Origin of the sequence: Paenibacillus sp. 2RAB27 (assembly GCF_052115445.1) — a bacterium.
In the GTDB taxonomy this organism is placed as follows: Bacteria; Bacillota; Bacilli; order Paenibacillales; family NBRC-103111; genus Paenibacillus_E.
The window spans coordinates 392,664-413,173 of record NZ_JBFRGR010000002.1 but is presented as its reverse complement, the minus strand read 5'-3'; the positions used below and the strand labels follow the sequence as shown (position 1 = coordinate 413,173).

The window sequence follows — 20,510 nt, the reverse complement described above, 5'->3', positions numbered from 1 at the left end:
TTGATACCCAGCACACTCAACTTATTCGTCACCCTCATTTATAAAACGAAAAAAACGGTCTGTATTCGCATCTACTTCGCGATAAGACCGTTTTTGTGATGTTGGTATAAGGTCAGCATCTTGGCATTAAAAACGCCTGTCCGGTAATCCAATGATTGGCTTAGGTGAGGAGCTGCTGCTTCCTTCAGATGAATGATTTGGATGGAGCACGTGAGAGCCCTGTTTCAAGCGTCTTACTGCACGGTTGTTTGATACAAAAAAGAGAGACGCTGTGAAAGTTAGATTGTATATTAAGCCTCCGATAAAGGGAGACTTTTTTATGATAAAAACAACGAGAAAAAACGGTCCGTAATTTATTTCGCGGCCGTTTTTTCTCATTATTATTTGTGTTAGTTTAAGGAATTACCATACAAAAGCTGATGTGATGATAACCAAAAGAATAAAAAGAACCAAAATAGCTGCTGCGCTTGAACCGTAACCTGCACAACTTCCACCGTAACCAACTGCTCCCATGTGTACTCATTCCCCTCTGGTGATTTGTCACTACGGTATAAAATATGTTCGTTAAATAGTGATTGATTGGACATTAGTCAGGTATTCTTTGCTGGAAGGAAAAAAATGCCTGTTGGGCGAGTGTAAGGGGTTTTAAAACAGCATCCACATTGTTTTTCAGGTGCACATTTACATTTGTCCCCACATTTACAATTTGGATTATGACAATTCGGGTGATGACAATATAGAAATCTCTATTCAACAATTTTTGATTATGTAGTGTGCAGAATCATTGAATATTGAGAGGATGTTATGAATCGGAATCGTCTTGTAACATTCCTGAAGCGTTCACCGACATAATTTCGCGGCTGAACTATCGAGGAACGAGAGTTCAATAAATACGAAGAACGAAGAAACGGCATAGAAAAACACCCCTTAGCAGACTTCGGTTGAACCTGAATGGTTATCCGATATCTCGACTAAAGGGTGCTTTTAATAAGTGGGGAAATCTGTTATTCTTGTGCGTTGGATTCGTCTTGTTTCTCTGCGATAAATCCATTGATGCTCTCTTTGCGGCGAGCATTTTTGGATTCGATGCTCTCTTTGTCTACAGCAGAAATTTCATCCGCATGTTCATCCAAGTATTCCTCAGCTTCGTTTAGATTGGCCATTGTATTATCGATGGCATTCTGAATACGGGCTGGGTTATCTTCGCGATTGTCTGGCTTAGCCATAGTAGTTCCCTCCCTTTGTTGCGATAAATTAACATCCTGTTATACGATTCCAAATGATCAATCAAATTATTCATTCAAACAAAAAAACGGCTACGCCTAGGATGAAAGCCTAGGTAATTAAATTTAGACATATTACCTTAATATTGCACATTGCTCGCATTAAAGCGCAATCCTCTACGTGGAAGGTAAACCTAAATCTTTATCAATTGGGAGGAATGACAAGGGTGAATTTATTGGTTATTGAATTATTAGTACGATCGTGCTAAATTTTTATCCATGAGTACTAGATTCTGCCTATTTATTCGGATTGAGGCTTTCCGCTTCATTGCATATAATGAAGGTACCACCCTTCGGGGAGATAGTTAAGGGAGGCCGCGATGAACGAGACCGCATTTGACGAACCATTATTTGCAAGCTTGAAGCCGGGCTTAACCTCGTTCTGTTACCGAATGCTAGGCTCCATGGACGATGCGGACGATGCCGTTCAGGAGACGAGTATTCGGGTCTGGCAGAGCTGGAGCACGTTCAGACAGGATTCCTCGTTCAAAACTTGGGTCTATCGGATTGCCTCCAACCTGTGCTTGGACAAGCTGAGACAATCCAAACGCCGCGCACTTCCCGTTGACCTGTTCGACCCGGCCGTCTCCATCGTCGAGCCGCGCGACACGCTGCCGGACTCTGCCTGGATCTGGCCGTCTCCCGACTTTGGGGGCAATCCGGAGGATCGGCTCGTCCGCAGAGATACCCTTCAACTGTGCTTCATCGCTCTCCTGCAGACCTTGCCTCCGCGGCAGCGCGCGGTACTCATTTTGAAGGATGTATTTGAATGGTCCTCCAAGCGGATCGCGGAAACGTTGGCGATGTCGCCGGCAGCGGTGAACAGCGCCTTGCAAAGAGCCCGAGAGACGATGGACCGGGCGCAGCTTCGCTCGGATGAGCTCAGCAGCATGGACGTTCAACCGGAACAGCAGCTGCTGTCCCGGTATGTGGAGGCCTTCGAGCAATTCGATATTGCTGCGCTCGTCGCGTTGTTCCACGAGGAAGGCTGCATGTCGATGCCGCCCTTCGAAATGTGGATCCGTGGCAAGGAAGATTTGTCCGCTTTCTATTCGCTTACTCGCTGGCATTGCGAAGGTTCGCGATTTGTGCCCATTACGGTGAATGGCGGTTATCCGGCGTTGGCCCAGTATATGCCTGGCAAAGAGGGCTCTGGCCTGGTACCCTGGGGCATCCACGTCATCGAAACCAAAGAAAATCAAATCCTGCACGTTCAAAACTTCATTCATACGCCATTATTTTCGCGATTTGGGCTGCCTGAGCGAATTGACCAATGAATTTCGTCATTTGCTTACGTCTATATCATTGAGAATAACCAAACGACGAATATCATGAGAAAGGTGTCGGCGGCAAGTTTCTGACACGGATGGAAGCGAAGGATGGCAGCATGGGCTTTGACTTTGGCGGCGTCTACGATGTCGTGAATCGGCATGAGGCGATCGGCTACACCATGGAAGACGGAAGAAGAGTGGATATTGCTTTCGTCGATCAAGGGAATGAGACGAAGGTCATTGAAACGTTCGACGCGGAAAGCTCCAATCCCGTCGAGTTCCAGCAAGCAGGCTGGCAAGCGATCATGGACAATTTCAAAGCCTATACCGAACAAAACTAATCATCGCGAAGAAGACGCCGGGGAAGATGCCCGGCGTCTTTCTTTTTGAACCCTAGTACGAGCGTGCTCTCCGTTAGCCTTAACCTTGTGCCGCATCCATGTTCATGTAGTTAATGGCCCACAGATGGCCGTCCAAGTCCACGAAGCCCCAATGATACATGATGGACCCATGATCTTCAGGTTCAGCGTGCAATTTCCCGCCCAAGGAGACCGCGGTATTCACGATTTCATCGACCTTTTCCCGGCTCTCGAAGGCCAATGCGATCGTCATCTGCGCATACTTGCTCGTATCGACGGATTGCTTCTCCGTGAGCGTATTAAAGAATACTTGATTGATCAGCATGACCTGCAGGTTGTCGCCGATCACGATGGCTACCGAATTCTCGTTCACGGGGAATTGCGGGTTGAGCTCGAATCCGAGTCCGGTGAAGAACGCTTTCGATTGTTCTACGTTTTTTACAGGTAGGTTGAAGCTCGTGAATGCGGACGTTAATGCCATTTTCAAAACACCTCTTCGTCAAATTAGTTTGTGTTCATTTATGCCTTCGTTTATATAGACGACAGCCGATCCGGGAATTCATCGGTCTCATGGATTCGGAAGCGTAAATTTTGAAAAATAACTTGGTATTGAGTTCGGATACCCGCCATTCCCGTAAGGTTGCTTATTCTTATTGTGCAGGGATAAAGTTTGAACCTCTCTAAAAAGGAAATACGCTCGGTTCATTAAGCTATCGGGCAGATATGTTGAACAAGTTAAAATTACCGTTACGTTATATCCTAATTTTGGTAGAATAATAGAAATAACGTTGGAGGTGTGCTTGTGAAAACAATAAAGGTTTATCATTACGACGCATTCAGTAATATTCCCAACATGGGAAACCCAGCGGGGGTAGTATTGGATGGCGAAAATCTTACTGAAGAGCAAATGAGAGAAGTGGCGGAAAAAGTAGGGTTTAACGAAACGGCTTTCCCACTTAAATCTGATAATGCTGATTTAAGAATTCGTTTTTTTACTCCAGGTCATGAAATAAATCTTTGTGGTCACGCAACAATGGCAACTATTTATGCGTTAAAAACGAAAGGGTTGTTGGGTGATAAAACTGATTTTACAATTGAAACAAAAGCAGGGGTTTTGCCGATTAGACTTAATTCAAACGACGGACTTTACATAACAATGAGGCAAGCTGTTCCCCAATTTCTAGAATTTAATGGCTCTTATCAAGAATTGGCTCTTTCTATGGGAATTGAAGAGAGCGATATTGAGACAGAACTACGAACCTTGTATGGTAGCACAGGTACGTGGACATTGTTAATTCCAATTAAAAGTCTTGCTGCTTTCAAACGAATGAAGCCAAATAACAAGCTTTTTCCGAATATTTTAAAGGAAATGCCTAAAGCATCTATCCATCCTTTTTGTGTAGAAACATACGATACCAATGCGCATATGCACGCTCGTCATTTTTCATCACCGTTTTCTGGTACAATTGAGGACCCAGTTACTGGTACTGCCTCTGGGGTAATGGGAGCTTATTATGCAAGATTTATAAAAAAGGAGTCTGAAACTTCATTAAGCCTTTTAATTGAACAAGGTCAGGAAATCGGAAGGGATGGCAGAATCCGAGTAACAGTAACAAATGGAGATGTCATAGAAATTATGGGTAATGCTGTTTATGTTAAGGACTTTGAGGTATCAATTCATGTTGACACTCGACAAAAATAAAAAAAGTTGGAAATGACGGAGTTATAAAAGAGCTTGTTAGCAAGGGGCTAGATGCTCAAGTAACCAACTCAATACAGGATTTACTTGAATTGGACAACTCATCGTTTGAAATTGTATCAAGAAAATATGGAATCCAAGATAAGCCTGGCGCACTAGAAGTCCAATCACTTCAAAATATCATTCATGACTTAGGATTAGAGCAAATATGTAAGTTTGATCCCTTCTTGTCACGTGGGTTATCTTTTTATACAGGAGCGGTCTATGAGATCTTTGATGACTTCTGTCTCTTTCTCTTCAAGCTTAGGCGGTGGTGGTCGTTATGATGCCATAATTGGACAGCTAATCGGTAGAGATGATATTCAGTATCCAACAGTAGGAATTTCTTTCGGTATGGAATCAATCATGGCGATGCTTGAGAGTCGCCCAGCTCAAATTTCAAGTGCTTTAGTCGTTGTCATTCCTATAGGGGAAACTGTAACAGAAGTGCCTAAAACAGCAGCTAAACTGCGAGCAAGTGGTTTTCGTACAAAGACAGATACGAGTGGGCGAAAGTTAAGGAAATCTCTAGCAACCGCCTCATCTAAGGGAATTCGGTATGTGATTTTGATAGGTAAAAATGAAGAGAAACTTGGAAAACTACGGTTGAAAGACATGGACGAGCAGAAGGAGTTAGTACTGAGCATTCAGGAGGTTATTGACTTAATCTCCACAACTATTACGTCAGTGGGCTAAAGCTCTATGGCTCATAATTGGAAACTAATTACAATATTGTAGTGACTGCCGATAAACTGGCAGCCCTATTACGCTAAAGGGCTTATGCAACACCGAGCTATCGAAAACTCAGAAGGGTGGTGCGGAGTAACAATGTATATTAGATTTCATGGTAATTATAATAGTCCTAAAACTAAAAAACCTTTTGGAATCTTTGTAGTAATATATCACCTATATCGTGATGGAAAGCTTTCTGAATGGGAGAGCAAGCTATATCTCGAGACCAAAGATTGGTTTGAACGAAATTTACCTAACCCACCGTATTATGAGGATAATAATTCAATTAACGCTGTAACTTGGTTTAAAGATGTTGATAGAACAGAAACCATGCTAGTTCATCTGGAACCTTTCTTTGGAATTGCTGAGAAACATCGAATAGAAATAATAAAATCTGTTTCCAGAGAACTTCCTGGAGTTCTTGCATACGAGGATGAATATCAAGTTGGAGTATTCTAGGATGTTGCCTATTAATAAACATAATGATAATTGGAACGCAGAAGAACAACTTAAGAATATTGAAAATCTAACAATTGTACCTCACTTACAAAAACCTAGACGAGGCTGCCAGCATTAATCGGCAGCCTCGTAAAAATAACGGGAAGACAAGGACAGTCACATATCGAAGTAGATTGCTAAGTATGTGTAATGAAATGATTTCTTTAGTAGCATAGAAGAGATCAGTAGCAATACTATTAAAACGGTGTTAACCGTTTACATATTTAGACACAGAGAAAGAAGCCTTCACGCGTTGGTGTAGGGCTTCCTTGCACGTTGGCAAACTTGGTTTAGCTCGGCTGGCCTATTGTCGCAGCCTCATTGGATGTCTCCGCTTCACCCACACGCTCCTCATTGTTCGCAGCCACTGGTGTCTCCGTTTCCTTCTGAGGCACCAGAATTGTCACGACGATATCATTCGGGTCCGATTTCATTTCAATGCCGGAGGGCACTACAATTTGACTGACATGCAGGTTGTCACCTAGCCCCAAGCTAGATACTTCCACTTGAATGGAAGTCGGAACTTGGCTCGGCATGCAGCGAATCTCGATGTTGTGCATCTGAATTTGAAAAATCCCGCCATCATGCACACCCACAGCATCACCAATAAATTCCAGCGCAACGACCGTTTTGATCGGCTCATCCATATTAATTTGATGGAAGTCGATGTGGGACAACTCGCGGTTCAGCGGATTGCGTTGGATTTCATTAATCATGACAGGTTGACTTCTCGTACTGCCAGAGATAGTCAAATCAATAATGGCATGAGGATTTTGCCGAAGAACGACCTGCAATTCTTTCAAATCGATGCTTAGGACCGTAGTCGCCATTTTCTTGCCGTACACGACAGCGGGAATTTTCCCTTTTGAACGCATTTGCTTAATTTCTGATTTTGTTGCTTCTTCGCGGACTTCCGCTTGTAAAGAGACAGCCATATGAAAAACCCCCTAAAATTTGGCCCGGTATCCAATGGAGCCATAGCTCACACCGGGTGATTTACAGCTAGTTCATAACATACCCCAACTTTCGAGGTTCCATCCCCGAAATAAACTGTTGGGTAGTTTGCGATAATGAACTCTCGACATTCAGAGAGGGATTAAAGAGCAATGCTACGAATAAATACATCTTATTCTTTATTGAAATGAGTGATGGGTTTTTAGGATTTAATGAGGAAAACTTCTGGATTAGTGTAAATGCACTTGAAAGAGCAAGTTATCAAACAGAGGGTGACCCTCGGGGTTAAGATAGGTTAAGGGAATGAGTAAGAAAGATACTTAGGTCGCTCCAGCAGTAGAGGAGTATAACAAAAAGGGAAAGAATTATGATTTTTGCAACATATTAAGTAATCCAATGTTTAATAAACGGGCATTGAATGCACTCCATGAACTATTGAAAAACATGAAGGCTGAAGCATGTTTGTCGAAAAGAAGCCTGCAGCCTGCTAGTCAAAGCGGGAGCTGCAGGCTTCTTCTCGTTTTGCTTGGGTCTGGCACAATAGGCGCTGCCCAGTTGACGTGAAAGAGAAATGCTTATGAGCTGATCTTCCCTGCGCGAGCCTTTTTGTGTGCTGCCCGGGAAGACGCACCGACGCGGAAGTAACCGAAGGCCGCGGCCGACATGAGCGCGGCGACGGCGACGCCGGCGGCGCCGATCCAGGTGATAGCGGTCAGCGAAGAGCCTTCCACGACGATGCCGCCGATGCCCGCACCGGCTGCCATAGCTAGCTGCACGACGGAGCTGTTCAGGCTAAGCATGATGCTGGTCGCTTCGGGCGCGAGAGAGATTAGATGATACTGCTGCGTCGGACCGGACGACCAGGCGGAGAAGGACCAGAGCATGAGCAAAGGGAACATCAGCCCCGGCGAATGGGCGGCGAACGAAATCACGACCAGCCAGGTTGCGTGGAACAGCATGCCGGTCACCAGTGTGCTCTTGAATCCCCACCGGTCGGTGCCGAACCCGCCAAGCTTGGAGCCGATCAGACTGGCAATGCCAAACGCGAGCAGCGCGATGCTGACAAATTTCTCGCTCATGCCCGTAATATCGAGCAGAAAGGGGGAAATATACGTGTAAGTGATGGAATAGCCGCCTAGCCAGAAGAACGTTATGCTGAGCGCGACGACGATTTTCGGATTCTTGAGCAGTTTCAGCTGGTCGCGCAGCGGTACTGGCTGCTCGCCGTCCGTCTTCGGAATCGTGGAGGCAATGAGCAGCAACGCCAGTAGTCCGAGCAGTCCGATGCCACCGAAAACCACCTTCCAGTCATAGGCGGAAGCGACTAGCCTACCAAGCGGTACGCCGACGATCAGTGCCGTACTGAAGCCCATGACGAGCGTGGCAATGGCACTACCCTGCTTCTCCACCGGTGCGAGTTTCGCAGCGACCGTGAGCGCCGTGACAACGAATACGCCGCTGCTGAGCGCTACGATAACGCGAGAAACGATGAGGGCACCGAAGCCAGAGAACAAGTAGGCTGCGACATTGCCGATGATGAATACCGAGAGCGCGTATAGCATCAGCTTTTTGCGGTCGACTTTGGCAGCGGCTGCCATCAGGAAAGGCGTCCCGAACCCGTATGCAAGGGAGAACACGGTGATCAGCTGGCCTGCTGCTGCGACCGAGACGCCGATATCGTCAGATACTTTATCCAGAATACCGGCAATGATGAATTCGGAGGTACCGACGAGAAAGCTTACTAAAGCAAGCATATAAATTTTCAAATTGTAAGACAAACGTTCCAGCTCCTTATCCATTTCTCTCTATATTATATATTTTTATATTTCTAAATATATCGAAATATACGGCAAAAAAAATGGCTACCCCAGTAGATACGGGGCGTACTTTCGCGCGACTTCTTTATTAACGCTGTAATAAATGTACGTTCCGTCTTTGCGCAGCGTGAGCAGGCCGCATTCCGTAAGCTGTTTCAAGTGATGCGACAGCGTGGAACCGGCAACGGACTCGAGCTTGCTACTGATGTCGGAGCAGCAGAGATTCATCTCTTCCGTAAGAAGCATCGCTATTTTGATCCGGGTCGGCTCTCCGAGTGCTTTGTAGACTTTCACTGCCTGTTTGACTTCCTCGTTGTCCTCGACCATGGGTTCTCACCGCCTTTTCAAATGTATTTCGAAAACTATAGAAACAAGAGTAACACAACTAGGCAGCCATTGTAAATGGGCAATTTGACGAATGGATGGGGTTAGACTCTGAAGTAGAGTTGATATCTGGATAGGTAATCGGTTGCCGCGGTATGCGCATGGACGTCTGTTACTACGAAAGGCCGGTCTTAATCTAGCTGAAAGTACGTCGGGGAAACGAAAGGGACAGATCGTCATATCGAAACGAGGAGATTCTACTTTACGAAAATATCTGTTTCTCGCTACCATCCAGCTCATAGGTGTCAATTCTGTATTTCGAGAACTACATGAGTATAACGTTAAAGTTAAGCATATGAAGAAGCAGAGATCTGTATTTAAACTGCTGGGAAAAGTAGCTCGAATCTTAATCAGTATTCCGTCCGCTAAACGCGTTCGGTCTCCACACCTTGGATAAGTATGACGATGAATGTTAGTGCTAAGACCCGTAGAGCCATGGGATGGTAAACTTCTAGGGTATTCGTGGAATATGCGTGCAGTAGAGTAAGAAGTAGAGGAAGGCCGGTAGGGTTCCTCTGTTCCCGCGCGCTCAATAAAAGGATACCTCATCACAAAAGTTTATTTTCCAGGTAACCGTAATTTATCCAGGTGATGAAATCCTGCGAATGAGTGAGTAAACGAAAGATAAACCGTTAAAATCGAGGGACGGGCAGTAATGTTCAAAACATTTAAAGAGATTTTTGTAAAAATAAGGTACTATACTAGTAGAGTTTTTCTATATGGTAGTTATATAGTATTTATGTTTGGAAGAATGAATGGGAAATTGGAGTTGAGAAAGTGCTCAAAGAAGAATTAAGAATAATCGTGGGAAATAATTTTTCTCTACCACAAGGAATAGATGAATATTCAATGGTTCAGCAAGTAGTCGATTTACTTTCTTCTACAGATCCAGAGTTACGTGATAAGTTAGCGTATAGGATACTAAATAATTGGCTACTGGAAAAAAAGTTGCTTCCAGATGAACAATTAGTGAAATTGCTCGATAATGCTATTTCTCATAATATGTTATTCAATAGGATTGGAGAAGTAGGTACAGATAGTATCTTTTTGCGTTCCTTTTCCTCATTATTAATTGCATTGTTGCTAATCCGTGATAATAGGGATCAATACTTAACCGAAAATAACGTTCATAAAATAATGAATAAGCTAATCACCTATTGTAAGAGTGAAAAGGATTATCGTGGCTATGTAGAAGGAAAAGGTTGGGCACATGCAGCAGCCCATATTTCTGATGCCCTTGATGAATGTGTCCGCAACAGGTACGTAGGGTTAGAAGGGTGCAAGTTGGTGTGGAGTGGACTAAACTCAATACTTGAAAGTGCTCCAGAGGTGTTTAGTTCAGAAGAGGATGAGCGTATAGCTACTACTGTAACTGCAATGGTGGAGTTGGGGAAAGTACCTCTCTCGGTATTATGTGAGTGGCTTATGGATGTAAAATTACCTACAGTGAATGAATTAACTAGAAGACATAGTCGAATTAATTTCAAGCATTTTACACGATGTCTTATGATACGATTATCTGAAAAAGGATTGCTGGGTGCGGGAAATGATCTGATAAGGGTTGAGAGGAGATTTAATCCGTACATCGAATAAATTATTTCCGAAGCAACAATTGATAATCGACAGCGTCTATATTTTGACAACAATAAATGGAATTGAGTGAGGGAGATAATGCGTAAATTCAGTGTTTTTGTAATGGTCTCCAGTATACTTTTGGCAATTTACTTTATTGGTCTCACTGCACAAATAACTAGTGGCGACCGAATTTGGTGGGGATTATCTAAAGATAGTTCGGAGTATTTTTATTTACCATGTATTGTACTGGCATTCATTAGTTTGATTGTTTATTTAAAATCTAAAGATTAAATAAAAATCGCGTTTTTTTATCCCTTAATAGGAATATGGTTCGTGCGATGATCTTGGAATGCAGCACCTTATGACTGGAAAAGAGGCGTATTTTGTAGGTGAACGACTGTTTTTTACTCATGTGTGGACGTGTATCCAATCGATGTCATCAACACAGGAGTATATTGTATAGCAATGTATCTCTGGTGGCAGAAGGAGGTGGACGTTCGTGACATCCCAAATTCGGAAAGAGGACGTTCGTAAAATGGTCGGGAAACAAATTATGGCACTGAAAAAAGACGGAACAAGCGTATCAGGTAAATTGGTCAGAATTAGTGGGAACACGTTGATTGTAGCTCCACAAAAAGGCGAAAAAGTAAAGGTTAAAGCGATCATTCCTTTGGTATTGTTTGATCTCTTAGCCATCGGCACTGAACCTTTTGCATTCGGTGGTTTTGGTGGGTTCCCGTTTGGCGGCGGCTTTGGCGGCTTCGGTGGTCCAGGATTCTGGTGGTAAAATGAAATAACGGGGATGCACCGAAAGATTTATTTCGGCGCATCCCTTTCTCATTGAAATTTTTATATAAGGGCGGGGTTCCATTAAGCGCCCACAGCCCACTCATCTCATATTTCAACCTTCATTTACCATAAAAAGTCACCCTGATATAAAGATTATGGGTGACTTTTTTTATGATAAGAACAAGGAGAAAAACGGCCCGTGTTATATTTCGCGGCCGTTTTTTCTCCTTGTTTGTTTGTTTGTGTTAGATTAAGGAATTACCATACAAAAGCTGATGTGATGATAACCAAAAGAATAAAAAGAACCAAAATAGCTGCTGCGCTTGTGCCGTAACCTGCACAACTTCCACCATAGCCTACTGCTCCCATGTTTACTCATTCCCCTCTGGTGATTTGTCACTACGGTATAAAATATGTTCGTTAAATAGGTTTGATTGGACGTATGAACCAATTAGATTGTCGGAATAACCGGCATTCGAAAAAAAGAACTCGGATGGTACGTTCATTGTGGGGAAAACGTGAAGTATATGGAATTATGAGGGAATTAAGTAAATCCAGTCCTCGGATCACGGGGATGGATGACTAAAATGTATCAGATTTATTTTTGTTAAAGTGGCCCGGTTTCGGGTTCCAGGGCTATTTAACATATGCCAAGCGGTATACTGTTCAGCATAAGGATTGAGAGCTGACATTCCATCAACTGGAATAATGACATCGTATCCTCGGAATGCAGCACTAGTGGCTGTATGAAGGACTGCGCCATTAGCGGCATAACCGGTAATCAGAACGGTTTTAATGCCATGCTCATGCAATATTTGTTCTAATTCAGTTTTGTAGAACTTATCAACGTTTGACTTCACAACAGGATCATTTGGCAATGGGGCTATCTGCGCGGCAATATCCGAGAGGCTTCCCGTTCGTGTAAGGCTATAAACGACAAGCATGCGCCGTTCACGACTTTTCGCCAATAGTTGATTAATTTTAGAAATGGAGGCAATACAACGAGGATTATTACATATAGAGGTCTCCATATCCAATACTAGGAGTGCACTTGTTTTGGGGTCCACTGCAACGGATTGCAGCTGAGGGGGAGGAGGAGCAGGAACAGCGTTCCATTCATCTATGATAGTTGAATCCTTTCTTCCAGCGTAATTGTTCACATGAAGCCCATGACTACATGGCGTGCAGTATTCACACCAAACACCGTACTGGGGACAAAAATAGATCATCCAAATCCACCTCTGGGCCGCTTATTTGATAATAGATTATGTACGCAAATAGGAATAGGTGAGGCGGGGTTTCATGGAAAATTCCACAATTAAACATAGTGGGACATCTGTCGTTCATACGCTTTCTTAAGGTATTAACCGTGAGGAGGTCTCCACTCATATGCTCTTAAAAGTAAAACTTCAAAAATTCGTCGATAAACTGCCGATTCCCAAAACTATTTCCCCGATCAACCAATACAAGAAAGGTTCGTATTATGAAGTGACCATGAGGGAATTTACCCAAAAACTACATCGTGATCTTGGGCCTACCCGTCTATGGGGTTACAACGGAATGTACCCGGGCCCTACTTTCGACGTGATGAAGAATGAAACGACATAGGAATTTTGAACAAACAGGACCTATGTTTCAAAGGAAAGTATGCGAGTATCCCAACCTTGAAGCCACTACGTTATTTTATCATGACCATACAATGGGTATTACAAGATTAAACAATTATGCGGGTCTTGGAGGTTTTTTTATCATCCGTGATGAGCATGAGCAATCCTTAAATCTACCGAAGGGAAAATATGAGATACCGCTTATGATTCAGGATCGCTCGTTTAACCCGGACGGCTCTCTCTATTACCCCGCTACTCCAGATAAAAACAATTCTCGTCTTCCTTATCCCTCAATTGTCACACCTTTTGACGCAGATTACATTTTGGTTAACGGCAAAGTATCCCCCTATCTTGAAGTAGAACCAAGAAAATATCGATTTCGTATATTAAATTACTGTAATAGTCGAGCCATCACATTCAAACTGGACACTGGACAGCCATTTTATCAAATTGGAACTGATCGCGGATTACTGGAGAATCCAGTGAAAATGAATGAGATCCTCCTTCTAACAACCGAACGTGCGGATGTGATCGTCGATTTTTCTCGATTTTTCGGTAAGACGATCGTTCTTAAAAATGTCTTCAAGGGAGCCTCGCCCGAAACAACCGATGTGATGCAGTTCAGAGTAGCCACTCCTTTAAAAGGTAAAGATACCAGTTCTCTTCCAGATCATTTATTGAAAATCGATTTTCTTTCAAGAGAAATGGCAACAAGGACAAGAGATCTTACACTCATCAGGGTGGAGGATGAATATGGAAGATCGTTGAATTTACTGGACGGTAAAAGGTGGAGTGATCGTATATCTGAGAAAATGGAATTAGGAACTATTGAGATCTGGCGGTTAATCAATCTGTCAAATGATGACCACCCCATTCATCTACATGTTGTTGACATGCAAATTCTTGAGCGCCAGCCTTTTAACGTTGCTCATTTCCAAGCCACTGGAGAACTTACATTTACAGGGCCTGCAGTTCCTCCTGAACCTAACGAAAGGGGATTTAAGGATACGATTCGTGCTCCCGCTGGTACCGTTACTTCTTTTATTGCGAGTTTCGATCCTTTCGCAGGACTTTTTGTATGGCATTGTCACATGCTCGAACATGAAGATTACGATATGATGCGACCTTTTGAAATCCTGAAGAAAAAAAAGAGATTTAAAAATATACTAATGAGAATGATTAACTGGAAACGATAGTACTTGACACAGTTTGCCGGCGTGACAATGGCAGCCCGTTGAGTGATTTGACCCTAACATGTAAGGCAATAAGCCTATTTTACAACTAACTACGAACTTGTTATGACAGTAGCCCATACAATACATGGTTAAATGACTATATCATCATAAACGGAGGACAACACATATGGGCTTTCACGGAGGATTGGGAGGTTTTGAGCACGGAGGTTCTGAGCCAGGCACGGAGGTTTTGGGAGCCCATATAGCTTTGGCGGTTTTGAAAGGAGGTGGTAAACCATGCAATTCTCCTATCCAGTTTACCCCTTCCTGGGTTATCAAACCAAGTTAGTACAGGAGCCTATAGCTTTTCCACCACAACATCAGGATCAAGTCCCTGGTTTAGAGTATCTCATGGTACCTCGTCCTATTTTTGATTACCCTGGGTATGTCGGTAGCTGCAAGCTGAAAGGGAAGGTTGCGATCATTACTGGAGGCGATAGCGGATTTGGACGTGCAATTGCAGCCGCTTATGCTAAAGAAGGAGCCGACTTGGTTATTGTATATTTAAATGAACATATTGATGCGGAAGAAACCAAAAAGTATGTTGAGCAATTCGGAACTCGCTGTCTGTTATTAGCCCGAGATCTTCGCGATCCAGCGAGTTCGCCAGATATAATAGCTGAAACGCTCAATCATTATAATAGACTTGACATCTTAATCAATAATGCTGCTGTTCAACCTTTTACAAACAGTATAATGGACATTTCCAATGAACAACTCGAAAACACTTTTCGAACTAACATATTCCCCTTGTTTTATTTGACTAAAGCGGCTTTACCTTATTTGGATAAAGGCAGCGCCATCATCAATACAACTTCAAGGGTCGCCTACGAAGGAGATAAGGATGTCATTGATTACTCTACAACTAAAGGTGCAATAGTAAGTTTTACTCGCAGTATGGCGCTGTCTTTGGCAGAGAGAGGGATCCGTGTCAATGCGGTCGCACCTGGTCCGTCATGGACGCCGCTTAATGTGAGTACCTACTCCAAGGAACATGTAGCTACTCTAGGCACTGACAGCCCGTTCGGCCGTGCAGCACAACCTTTCGAGGTAGCACCAGCATTCGTATACCTTGCAGCAAATGAATCTATGTACGTAACAGGTCAAGTAATTCATGTAAATGGAGGTTTGATTCGTTACTCATAACAAGCGAATGTGTGGAGTTTCGGTGTGAAGCTAAGAACTAACAAAATATTTCAAGTTAAACGTTTGTTTGGTATCGCTTTTTTCACCTAGAACTCCCAATTTACCAATTGTTCCAAGCTACAGTTAACTTCAAGTAACTTAGTTTAAATTAATTCACTACTTCTCATAACAGGCGTTACTATCTATAATGGAAAATGCAAGTTGAAACAAATTTGGTGGTTTTATTAAAGGAGTCTAATGGAACACTAAAAACAAGAGATGAATTGGAGCGTGATATAGATGAAAAAGAGAATTATCGTGACAGGTGGAAGTGGAAAAGCCGGTAAATGGATTATAAAAGAGCTGGTTGAGCAAGGGTATGAGGTATTGAATTTGGATTGGAAGCTGCCAGAAGAACCCTTGTGCCGCACCCAAATCGTAGATTTGAACGATTTGGGTCAGGTTCACAATGCACTGTCGCTATTCAGTGTCAGGGATAGAAAACCCGTGGAAGCAGTGATTCACTTCGCCGCAATTCCGGAAGCATTTATTTATCCAAATGACGTGACTTTTCGTAATAATGTCATGAACACCTATAACATTTTGGAGGCTGCAGCTAATCTCGGTATCCGTAAAGTGGTACTCGCATCCAGCGAATCATCCTATGGAATTGTGTTTGCAAATCAATTTTTCACGCCGAATTTCCTTCCAATGGATGAAAGTCATCCGCAATTGTCGGAAGATAGCTATGGGTTATCCAAGATGGTTAATGAAATGACAGGGGAAGCTTTCCATCGTAGGACAGGCATGCAGGTTATTTCCTTCCGTCTGGGAAATATTTTGGAACCGAAGGATTATGCACGAGTAAGACTGACCTTCGCTGATCCCAAAGAACGAATTCGTATTCTTTGGAGCTATATCGATGTCAGGGATATGGCAGTAGCCTGTAGATTGGCTGTGGAGAAAGATGGGCTTGGCGCACAATCACTTATTTTAGCGGCTGACGATACTTCATCCGATCTGTCTAGTGAAGTACTGATCCATAGGTTTATGCCCGAACTTGCTAATTACGCTCAACATTTACCTGGACGAGCTAGCTTTCTATCGAATGCAAAGATCAAAGAAGTTCTTGGCTGGAAACAGCAGCATTACTTCATGGAACAATAATTCCAATCAGCAATTGATATATTTAGCGTTCGAAATAAGTAATGCCTTTCCATGTTAAATGGAAAGGCATTTTTTCGTGGCGGAGTAAACCAATCTCGATTTTAAAGGTCGAATCAGGAAACGGAGGAAGACACAAAATTTATCAATCGAAAGCACAAAAATTATCATGTGAAAGCGCGTCCAATCTCACTAAAATTAGCTTTACATTAGGTAGGAATGAGAGGGACACACATGAATGACATGATGCAAAAGAGAGTGCTTATTTTTTCTTTTCTGGCTTTGCCGATTGGGTTGCTGCTGTTATTCCTGATTTACCCGACTGTCAAACTGTTTCAATACAGTATGACGGATTGGAACGGGATCAGCAGAGATTTGCATTTTGTAGGTTGGGATAATTACTTGAAAGCGTTCAAAATGTCGCAAGTGTGGCAATCGCTTTCAAATAACTGGCTGTATTTTATTATCCATGCAGCACTCATTCCGTTTGAGATATTACTAGCTGTCATGCTCAATGCCAAAATGCGGGCAAGTGAATTTTTCCGCTCCATTGTTTTATTGCCTTATATTATCAATGGCGTAGCGGTCGCTTATATTTTCAGCTATTTATATAACCCAGTAAATGGTCCTGTGAATGAGCTGCTGACAGCTATCGGCTTAGAGGGTTGGATTCATAACTGGCTCAGCGATGTGAACATTGTGAACTATTCACTTGTCGCCATCTCCCTATGGCGGTTTGCAGGATTTCATATCATTTTATTTCTAGCAGGCGTACAGTCGATTCCGAATGACCTTTACGAAGCAGCAACCATTGATGGCGCGAACAAATTGCAGCAAATTCGCTATATCGTGCTGCCAGGCATCCGGCGAGTGATTGAAATTATTTTGTTCTTAAATATTCGAGGCGCACTTCAAGTGTTCGATATTCCTTTTCTGGTTACGCAAGGCGGTCCAGGCAATGCAAGTAGTACCTTTACCATTTTTACGATCAATACTGCGTTTAAATATAATAGCTACGGCTTGGCTTCAGCGATGGCCATTATTCTTATGTTGATGATCATCATATTTACTTTCATCCAAAACTTATTGATCCGTGAGAAGGGAGACAAAGCATCATGAGCAAGTCAACAATCCAATTGGCAACTAAATCGCAAAAGTTGGAATCATCTGTGTTTATCGCAAACCTTGGCAAAATCCTGTATTACTTGCTATTATCAATCATCACGCTAATTATTTTCGTTCCCCTGCTTGTCGTTGTATTTGCAGCATTCAAATCTGCGCCGGAGTTGGCATCCTCATCGCCATTCTCACTTCCGATCAGCTGGTCGTTCAAAAATTTCATCGTAGTGTTCGAGAAAACGAATATGCTCCTCGGATTTCTAAATTCAATCAGCATTACAGTCTCAAGTGTAGTCATTAATGCCATTCTGGGAGCAATGACAGCGTTTGTTCTTAATCGGTTTAATTTCAGATTCAAGAAAACGATTTTTCTATTATTCATCGTTGCATCCGTAGTGCCTACCTATACGACGGAAGTAGCTCGTTTTCAGACCATTAAATCGCTAGGCGTTTATAACACACTTTTTGCTCCGCTTATTATTTATGCAGGAACGGATCTCATGCAAATTTTCATCTACTTGCAATTTATTGAGAAAATCTCCAAACAGCTGGACGAAAGTGCGCTTCTAGACGGGGCCTCTTATTTCCGAATTTTTCGCTCCATTTTATTTCCGCTCATGCTTCCGGCAACGGCGACGCTAGCGATTATTAAAGCTGTAGATATTATGAATGACATGTACATTCCTTATTTATACATGCCATCTAAGAAGTTAAGCACGCTTTCAACTGCATTAATGACGTTTGTAGGCGAACGTGCAACCTACTGGAACGAACTGTCGGCAGCGATCATTTTGGTCATGTTGCCTACGATCCTCATGTATTTGATCTTACGTAAGTTTATCTTTGCTGGACTGATGGATGGAGCCATGAAGGAATAAGTGGTTTTGATACGCTGAGAGGAGGACATGACGTCTTCCTCTTGGGGTAGAAGGAGATAATTGGGATTTATTGTGGAATTGACGTCACCTAGGATCCAATCTAAAATTAAAATAATTAATTGTAGAATTTTGTCAAACAACAAGAGCTTTATTAGATGGGGGCGCTTACATGCGTATGTTCAAAAAAAGATGGCCAATCACATCGATTCTGTATGTCATGTTCTTTTGCGTTATTGTCATGCCGATCGCTTTGGTTACTTTTTTATCCTTACGTGCCTATACAGATATCTTGCTGACCAACATCACTTCACGCACGATGCAAACGTTGGAGCAAGTATCGTATTCCATCGATCAGGAACAAAGCAGATACATTAGGACAAGTGCCGCCATTGCCACGGATAAAAATCTCATCTCCCTTGCTACCTCTTACCATCGCAGCAACGAATCCAATGAACAATTCAGCTATTCCAGCCAAATCGAAAATCAAATAAAAAGCTATTTACACGATATGCCTGACTTCGTTTCTGCGATGTTTGTTTATCGAGATGGAGGTGCTTACTTCTTTGAAGGAACCCATTTTCACAACATTAACACGCGCATTAACGCAAATTATTTGAAAAGTACGTCTCTTTATAAGCAAGCGCTCCAGAATCAAGGGCGTGTCATGCTGTTTGGTTCTGAAGAGAACAAGTTGATCGAATCGGGCGATAAATATATCGTATCAGCTGCCATTTCGCCGCAATTCGAGAAATCTTTCAATGATGTTGAAATGATCTATTTTGTAATCCAAGCCAAAATGTTCGAAAATCTCGCTGAGTCCAGTTCCAACCAAAACGGCAGCTACATCATCCTCGATGGTAAGGGAAATATCATGTTGGATACGAGTAAAGATAAAAATAATATCGTTGAAAAGAAAACGATCGATGGGGCAAGCGGTAAGAAAAGCGGCCATTTTGAAACGGTAGAACAAGGTGGCAAGATGTTTGTAACCTTTATGACAATGGAACGAACGGACTGGAAGATTATCTACATTACACCGTATGATCAACTGACGGCACAAGTCAAACAGATCTATACCTTTATTATGAATGTATCCGCTGCTGGGTTAATCCTGTTTCTAATTGTCTCTTTTTTCCTTGTCCGGAGTATTGTCGGGCCTATCAAATCATTAATCTATCAAATGAATAAAATGAAGAGCGGTTCCTTTCAAGTTGATTTGGATCTTCAGGGCCCCTTAGAAATATATTCGCTAGGGAAAACATTTCAGAATATGGCGGTACGCATTCAAGAGCTCATTATCGAAAGGCAAGAACAGGAGAAGTTAAAGAACCGAGCAGAGATTGATGCGCTTCAATCTCAAATTAATCCGCACTTTCTTGTCAATACGCTCAATGCGATAAAAATTATGGGCATGCTGTCTAAGGCGACAAATTTGGTCGAAATGACCGATTCACTTATTAAGCTTTTATCCTCTACGTTTCATCGCGGCGGATCGTACATCCAAGTATCGGATGAAATGCAGAGTTTAGAGAAATATATTCATATTATGAAAGTTCGATATGGGGATCGTTTCAAAGTGGAGTATGACATGGATGCAAGTGTTACAAATACCTACATTCTCAAGCTTCTTTTGCAACCTATTGTTGAAAATGCCATTATTCACGGATTTTACGGCAAAGAATCGATGGGGATCGTCAAAATTACAGGTAAACAAGACAATAATCAACTTATTCTTACGGTTACTGACAATGGGAAGGGCATGGAGCAGCGGAAGACGGGAGCCTTGCTCCAAGAGAAGAAGGTGGAGTCGCTGTGTGGGATTGGGATTGCTAATGTGAAGGATCGCATTCGTTTAAATTACGGAGAAGCCTATGGACTGATCATCACAAGTGAGCTTGGACTTGGCACGGAAGTCGTCGTAACATTGCCGCTGCTGTCCAGCAATCCTGACCATCCTGATCGTTCTATAGAAAGTTAGAGAG

The 20,510-nt window shown here is 42.7% G+C and carries 20 protein-coding genes and 3 pseudogenes; 15 read left to right on the top strand and 8 right to left on the bottom strand.

Annotated elements, in window-relative coordinates; all coding sequences use genetic code 11:
- Nucleotides 1–389: 389 nt before the first annotated feature.
- Complete coding sequence (locus tag AB4114_RS04455; protein WP_441987326.1) at nt 390–587, bottom strand: hypothetical protein; 198 nt, start codon at nt 585–587, stop codon at nt 390–392.
- Nucleotides 588–1,004: 417 nt separating this feature from the next.
- Complete coding sequence (gene tlp, locus AB4114_RS04450) at nt 1,005–1,226, bottom strand: small acid-soluble spore protein Tlp (protein WP_236291939.1); 222 nt, start codon at nt 1,224–1,226, stop codon at nt 1,005–1,007.
- 377 nt (nt 1,227–1,603) lie between these two features.
- Between tlp and AB4114_RS04445 the strand changes: the two genes are divergently transcribed.
- Nucleotides 1,604–2,560: a sigma-70 family RNA polymerase sigma factor gene (locus tag AB4114_RS04445; RefSeq protein WP_441987325.1), complete on the top strand. Its 957-nt coding sequence runs from the start codon at nt 1,604–1,606 to the stop codon at nt 2,558–2,560.
- 65 nt (nt 2,561–2,625) lie between these two features.
- A pseudogene (locus tag AB4114_RS04440) lies at nt 2,626–2,895 on the top strand (SRPBCC domain-containing protein); the annotation flags it as partial.
- Between the two features lie 79 nt (nt 2,896–2,974).
- Here AB4114_RS04440 and AB4114_RS04435 read toward each other — a convergent pair.
- Complete coding sequence (locus AB4114_RS04435; RefSeq protein WP_441987324.1) at nt 2,975–3,394, bottom strand: VOC family protein; 420 nt, start codon at nt 3,392–3,394, stop codon at nt 2,975–2,977.
- 321 nt (nt 3,395–3,715) lie between these two features.
- On the opposite strand from AB4114_RS04435, the gene AB4114_RS04430 reads away from it, so the two are divergent.
- The 4 genes from AB4114_RS04430 to AB4114_RS04415 all read left to right on the top strand — a co-directional run bounded on the left by AB4114_RS04430 (nt 3,716) and on the right by AB4114_RS04415 (nt 5,842).
- Nucleotides 3,716–4,615 carry a PhzF family phenazine biosynthesis protein gene (locus AB4114_RS04430; protein WP_441987323.1) on the top strand — a complete coding sequence of 300 codons (900 nt, stop codon included), beginning with the start codon at nt 3,716–3,718 and terminating at the stop codon, nt 4,613–4,615.
- Nucleotides 4,612–4,938 (top strand): ATP phosphoribosyltransferase regulatory subunit, encoded by a 327-nt coding sequence (locus AB4114_RS04425; RefSeq protein WP_441987476.1) that lies wholly within the window; start codon nt 4,612–4,614, stop codon nt 4,936–4,938. Before AB4114_RS04430 ends, AB4114_RS04425 begins: the two co-directional genes overlap by 4 nt.
- Nucleotides 4,877–5,347 (top strand): His/Gly/Thr/Pro-type tRNA ligase C-terminal domain-containing protein, encoded by a 471-nt coding sequence (locus AB4114_RS04420; protein ID WP_441987322.1) that lies wholly within the window; start codon nt 4,877–4,879, stop codon nt 5,345–5,347. The genes AB4114_RS04425 and AB4114_RS04420 overlap by 62 nt, the downstream gene beginning before the upstream one ends.
- 132 nt (nt 5,348–5,479) lie before the next feature.
- Complete coding sequence (locus tag AB4114_RS04415) at nt 5,480–5,842, top strand: hypothetical protein (RefSeq protein ID WP_441987321.1); 363 nt, start codon at nt 5,480–5,482, stop codon at nt 5,840–5,842.
- A gap of 329 nt (nt 5,843–6,171) precedes the next feature.
- Here the strand turns inward: AB4114_RS04415 and AB4114_RS04410 are convergent, their stop codons facing one another.
- The 3 genes from AB4114_RS04410 to AB4114_RS04400 all read right to left on the bottom strand — a co-directional run bounded on the left by AB4114_RS04410 (nt 6,172) and on the right by AB4114_RS04400 (nt 8,979).
- Nucleotides 6,172–6,816, bottom strand: a complete 645-nt coding sequence (locus tag AB4114_RS04410) for a 50S ribosomal protein L25 (RefSeq protein WP_441987320.1) — start codon at nt 6,814–6,816, stop codon at nt 6,172–6,174.
- A 594-nt stretch (nt 6,817–7,410) separates the two neighbouring features.
- Entirely contained in the window at nt 7,411–8,613 is a 1,203-nt protein-coding gene (locus tag AB4114_RS04405; RefSeq protein WP_441987319.1) for an MFS transporter, read from the bottom strand.
- Between the two features lie 84 nt (nt 8,614–8,697).
- Nucleotides 8,698–8,979, bottom strand: coding sequence for an ArsR/SmtB family transcription factor (locus AB4114_RS04400; protein WP_028554769.1), 282 nt, complete (start codon nt 8,977–8,979; stop codon nt 8,698–8,700).
- A gap of 142 nt (nt 8,980–9,121) precedes the next feature.
- Between AB4114_RS04400 and AB4114_RS04395 the strand changes: the two are divergent.
- The 3 genes and pseudogenes from AB4114_RS04395 to AB4114_RS04385 form a co-directional block, all read left to right on the top strand.
- A pseudogene (locus tag AB4114_RS04395) lies at nt 9,122–9,433 on the top strand (transposase); the annotation flags it as partial.
- Nucleotides 9,434–9,813: 380 nt separating this feature from the next.
- The gene (locus AB4114_RS04390) at nt 9,814–10,629 is read left to right on the top strand and encodes a DUF2785 domain-containing protein (protein ID WP_441987318.1); all 816 of its coding nucleotides are present in this window, start codon (nt 9,814–9,816) and stop codon (nt 10,627–10,629) included.
- Nucleotides 10,630–11,146: 517 nt separating this feature from the next.
- Nucleotides 11,147–11,398, top strand: a complete 252-nt coding sequence (locus AB4114_RS04385) for a hypothetical protein (RefSeq protein WP_441987475.1) — start codon at nt 11,147–11,149, stop codon at nt 11,396–11,398.
- A 260-nt stretch (nt 11,399–11,658) separates the two neighbouring features.
- On the opposite strand, the gene AB4114_RS04380 is transcribed toward AB4114_RS04385, so the two are convergent.
- Together AB4114_RS04380 and AB4114_RS04375 are read right to left on the bottom strand one after the other, a co-directional pair.
- Complete coding sequence (locus tag AB4114_RS04380; RefSeq protein WP_082595659.1) at nt 11,659–11,769, bottom strand: YjcZ family sporulation protein; 111 nt, start codon at nt 11,767–11,769, stop codon at nt 11,659–11,661.
- A 197-nt stretch (nt 11,770–11,966) separates the two neighbouring features.
- Nucleotides 11,967–12,629, bottom strand: coding sequence for a cysteine hydrolase (locus AB4114_RS04375; protein WP_441987317.1), 663 nt, complete (start codon nt 12,627–12,629; stop codon nt 11,967–11,969).
- Between the two features lie 160 nt (nt 12,630–12,789).
- Here AB4114_RS04375 and AB4114_RS04370 point away from each other — a divergent pair.
- The 6 genes and pseudogenes from AB4114_RS04370 (at nt 12,790) to AB4114_RS04345 (ending at nt 20,506) form a co-directional block, all read left to right on the top strand.
- Nucleotides 12,790–14,203 (top strand): annotated as a pseudogene (locus AB4114_RS04370) (multicopper oxidase family protein).
- A 276-nt stretch (nt 14,204–14,479) separates the two neighbouring features.
- Complete coding sequence (locus AB4114_RS04365; RefSeq protein ID WP_441987316.1) at nt 14,480–15,388, top strand: SDR family oxidoreductase; 909 nt, start codon at nt 14,480–14,482, stop codon at nt 15,386–15,388.
- A gap of 279 nt (nt 15,389–15,667) precedes the next feature.
- Complete coding sequence (locus tag AB4114_RS04360; RefSeq protein WP_441987315.1) at nt 15,668–16,534, top strand: NAD-dependent epimerase/dehydratase family protein; 867 nt, start codon at nt 15,668–15,670, stop codon at nt 16,532–16,534.
- A 231-nt stretch (nt 16,535–16,765) separates the two neighbouring features.
- A complete protein-coding gene (locus tag AB4114_RS04355) occupies nt 16,766–17,650 on the top strand; it encodes a carbohydrate ABC transporter permease (RefSeq protein ID WP_441987314.1) in 885 nt (294 codons plus the stop codon).
- On the top strand, nt 17,647–18,528 hold the full coding sequence (locus AB4114_RS04350; protein WP_441987313.1) for a carbohydrate ABC transporter permease: 882 nt from the start codon (nt 17,647–17,649) through the stop codon (nt 18,526–18,528). Before AB4114_RS04355 ends, AB4114_RS04350 begins: the two co-directional genes overlap by 4 nt.
- A gap of 169 nt (nt 18,529–18,697) precedes the next feature.
- Nucleotides 18,698–20,506 (top strand): sensor histidine kinase, encoded by a 1,809-nt coding sequence (locus tag AB4114_RS04345; RefSeq protein ID WP_441987312.1) that lies wholly within the window; start codon nt 18,698–18,700, stop codon nt 20,504–20,506.
- Nucleotides 20,507–20,510 lie beyond the last annotated feature (4 nt).

Bases quoted from the DNA above. Each gene is read 5' to 3' on its own strand.
- AB4114_RS04455 (WP_441987326.1), bottom strand. From the start codon at position 587: ATGTCCAATCAATCACTATTTAACGAACATATTTTATACCGTAGTGAC.
- tlp (WP_236291939.1), bottom strand. From the start codon at position 1,226: ATGGCTAAGCCAGACAATCGCGAAGATAACCCAGCCCGTATTCAGAAT.
- AB4114_RS04445 (WP_441987325.1), top strand. From the start codon at position 1,604: ATGAACGAGACCGCATTTGACGAACCATTATTTGCAAGCTTGAAGCCG.
- AB4114_RS04435 (WP_441987324.1), bottom strand. From the start codon at position 3,394: ATGGCATTAACGTCCGCATTCACGAGCTTCAACCTACCTGTAAAAAAC.
- AB4114_RS04420 (WP_441987322.1), top strand. From the start codon at position 4,877: ATGAGATCTTTGATGACTTCTGTCTCTTTCTCTTCAAGCTTAGGCGGT.
- AB4114_RS04415 (WP_441987321.1), top strand. From the start codon at position 5,480: ATGTATATTAGATTTCATGGTAATTATAATAGTCCTAAAACTAAAAAA.
- AB4114_RS04410 (WP_441987320.1), bottom strand. From the start codon at position 6,816: ATGGCTGTCTCTTTACAAGCGGAAGTCCGCGAAGAAGCAACAAAATCA.
- AB4114_RS04400 (WP_028554769.1), bottom strand. From the start codon at position 8,979: ATGGTCGAGGACAACGAGGAAGTCAAACAGGCAGTGAAAGTCTACAAA.
- AB4114_RS04385 (WP_441987475.1), top strand. From the start codon at position 11,147: ATGGTCGGGAAACAAATTATGGCACTGAAAAAAGACGGAACAAGCGTA.
- AB4114_RS04380 (WP_082595659.1), bottom strand. From the start codon at position 11,769: ATGGGAGCAGTAGGCTATGGTGGAAGTTGTGCAGGTTACGGCACAAGC.
- AB4114_RS04375 (WP_441987317.1), bottom strand. From the start codon at position 12,629: ATGATCTATTTTTGTCCCCAGTACGGTGTTTGGTGTGAATACTGCACG.
- AB4114_RS04365 (WP_441987316.1), top strand. From the start codon at position 14,480: ATGCAATTCTCCTATCCAGTTTACCCCTTCCTGGGTTATCAAACCAAG.
- AB4114_RS04360 (WP_441987315.1), top strand. From the start codon at position 15,668: ATGAAAAAGAGAATTATCGTGACAGGTGGAAGTGGAAAAGCCGGTAAA.
- AB4114_RS04355 (WP_441987314.1), top strand. From the start codon at position 16,766: ATGAATGACATGATGCAAAAGAGAGTGCTTATTTTTTCTTTTCTGGCT.
- AB4114_RS04350 (WP_441987313.1), top strand. From the start codon at position 17,647: ATGAGCAAGTCAACAATCCAATTGGCAACTAAATCGCAAAAGTTGGAA.
- AB4114_RS04345 (WP_441987312.1), top strand. From the start codon at position 18,698: ATGCGTATGTTCAAAAAAAGATGGCCAATCACATCGATTCTGTATGTC.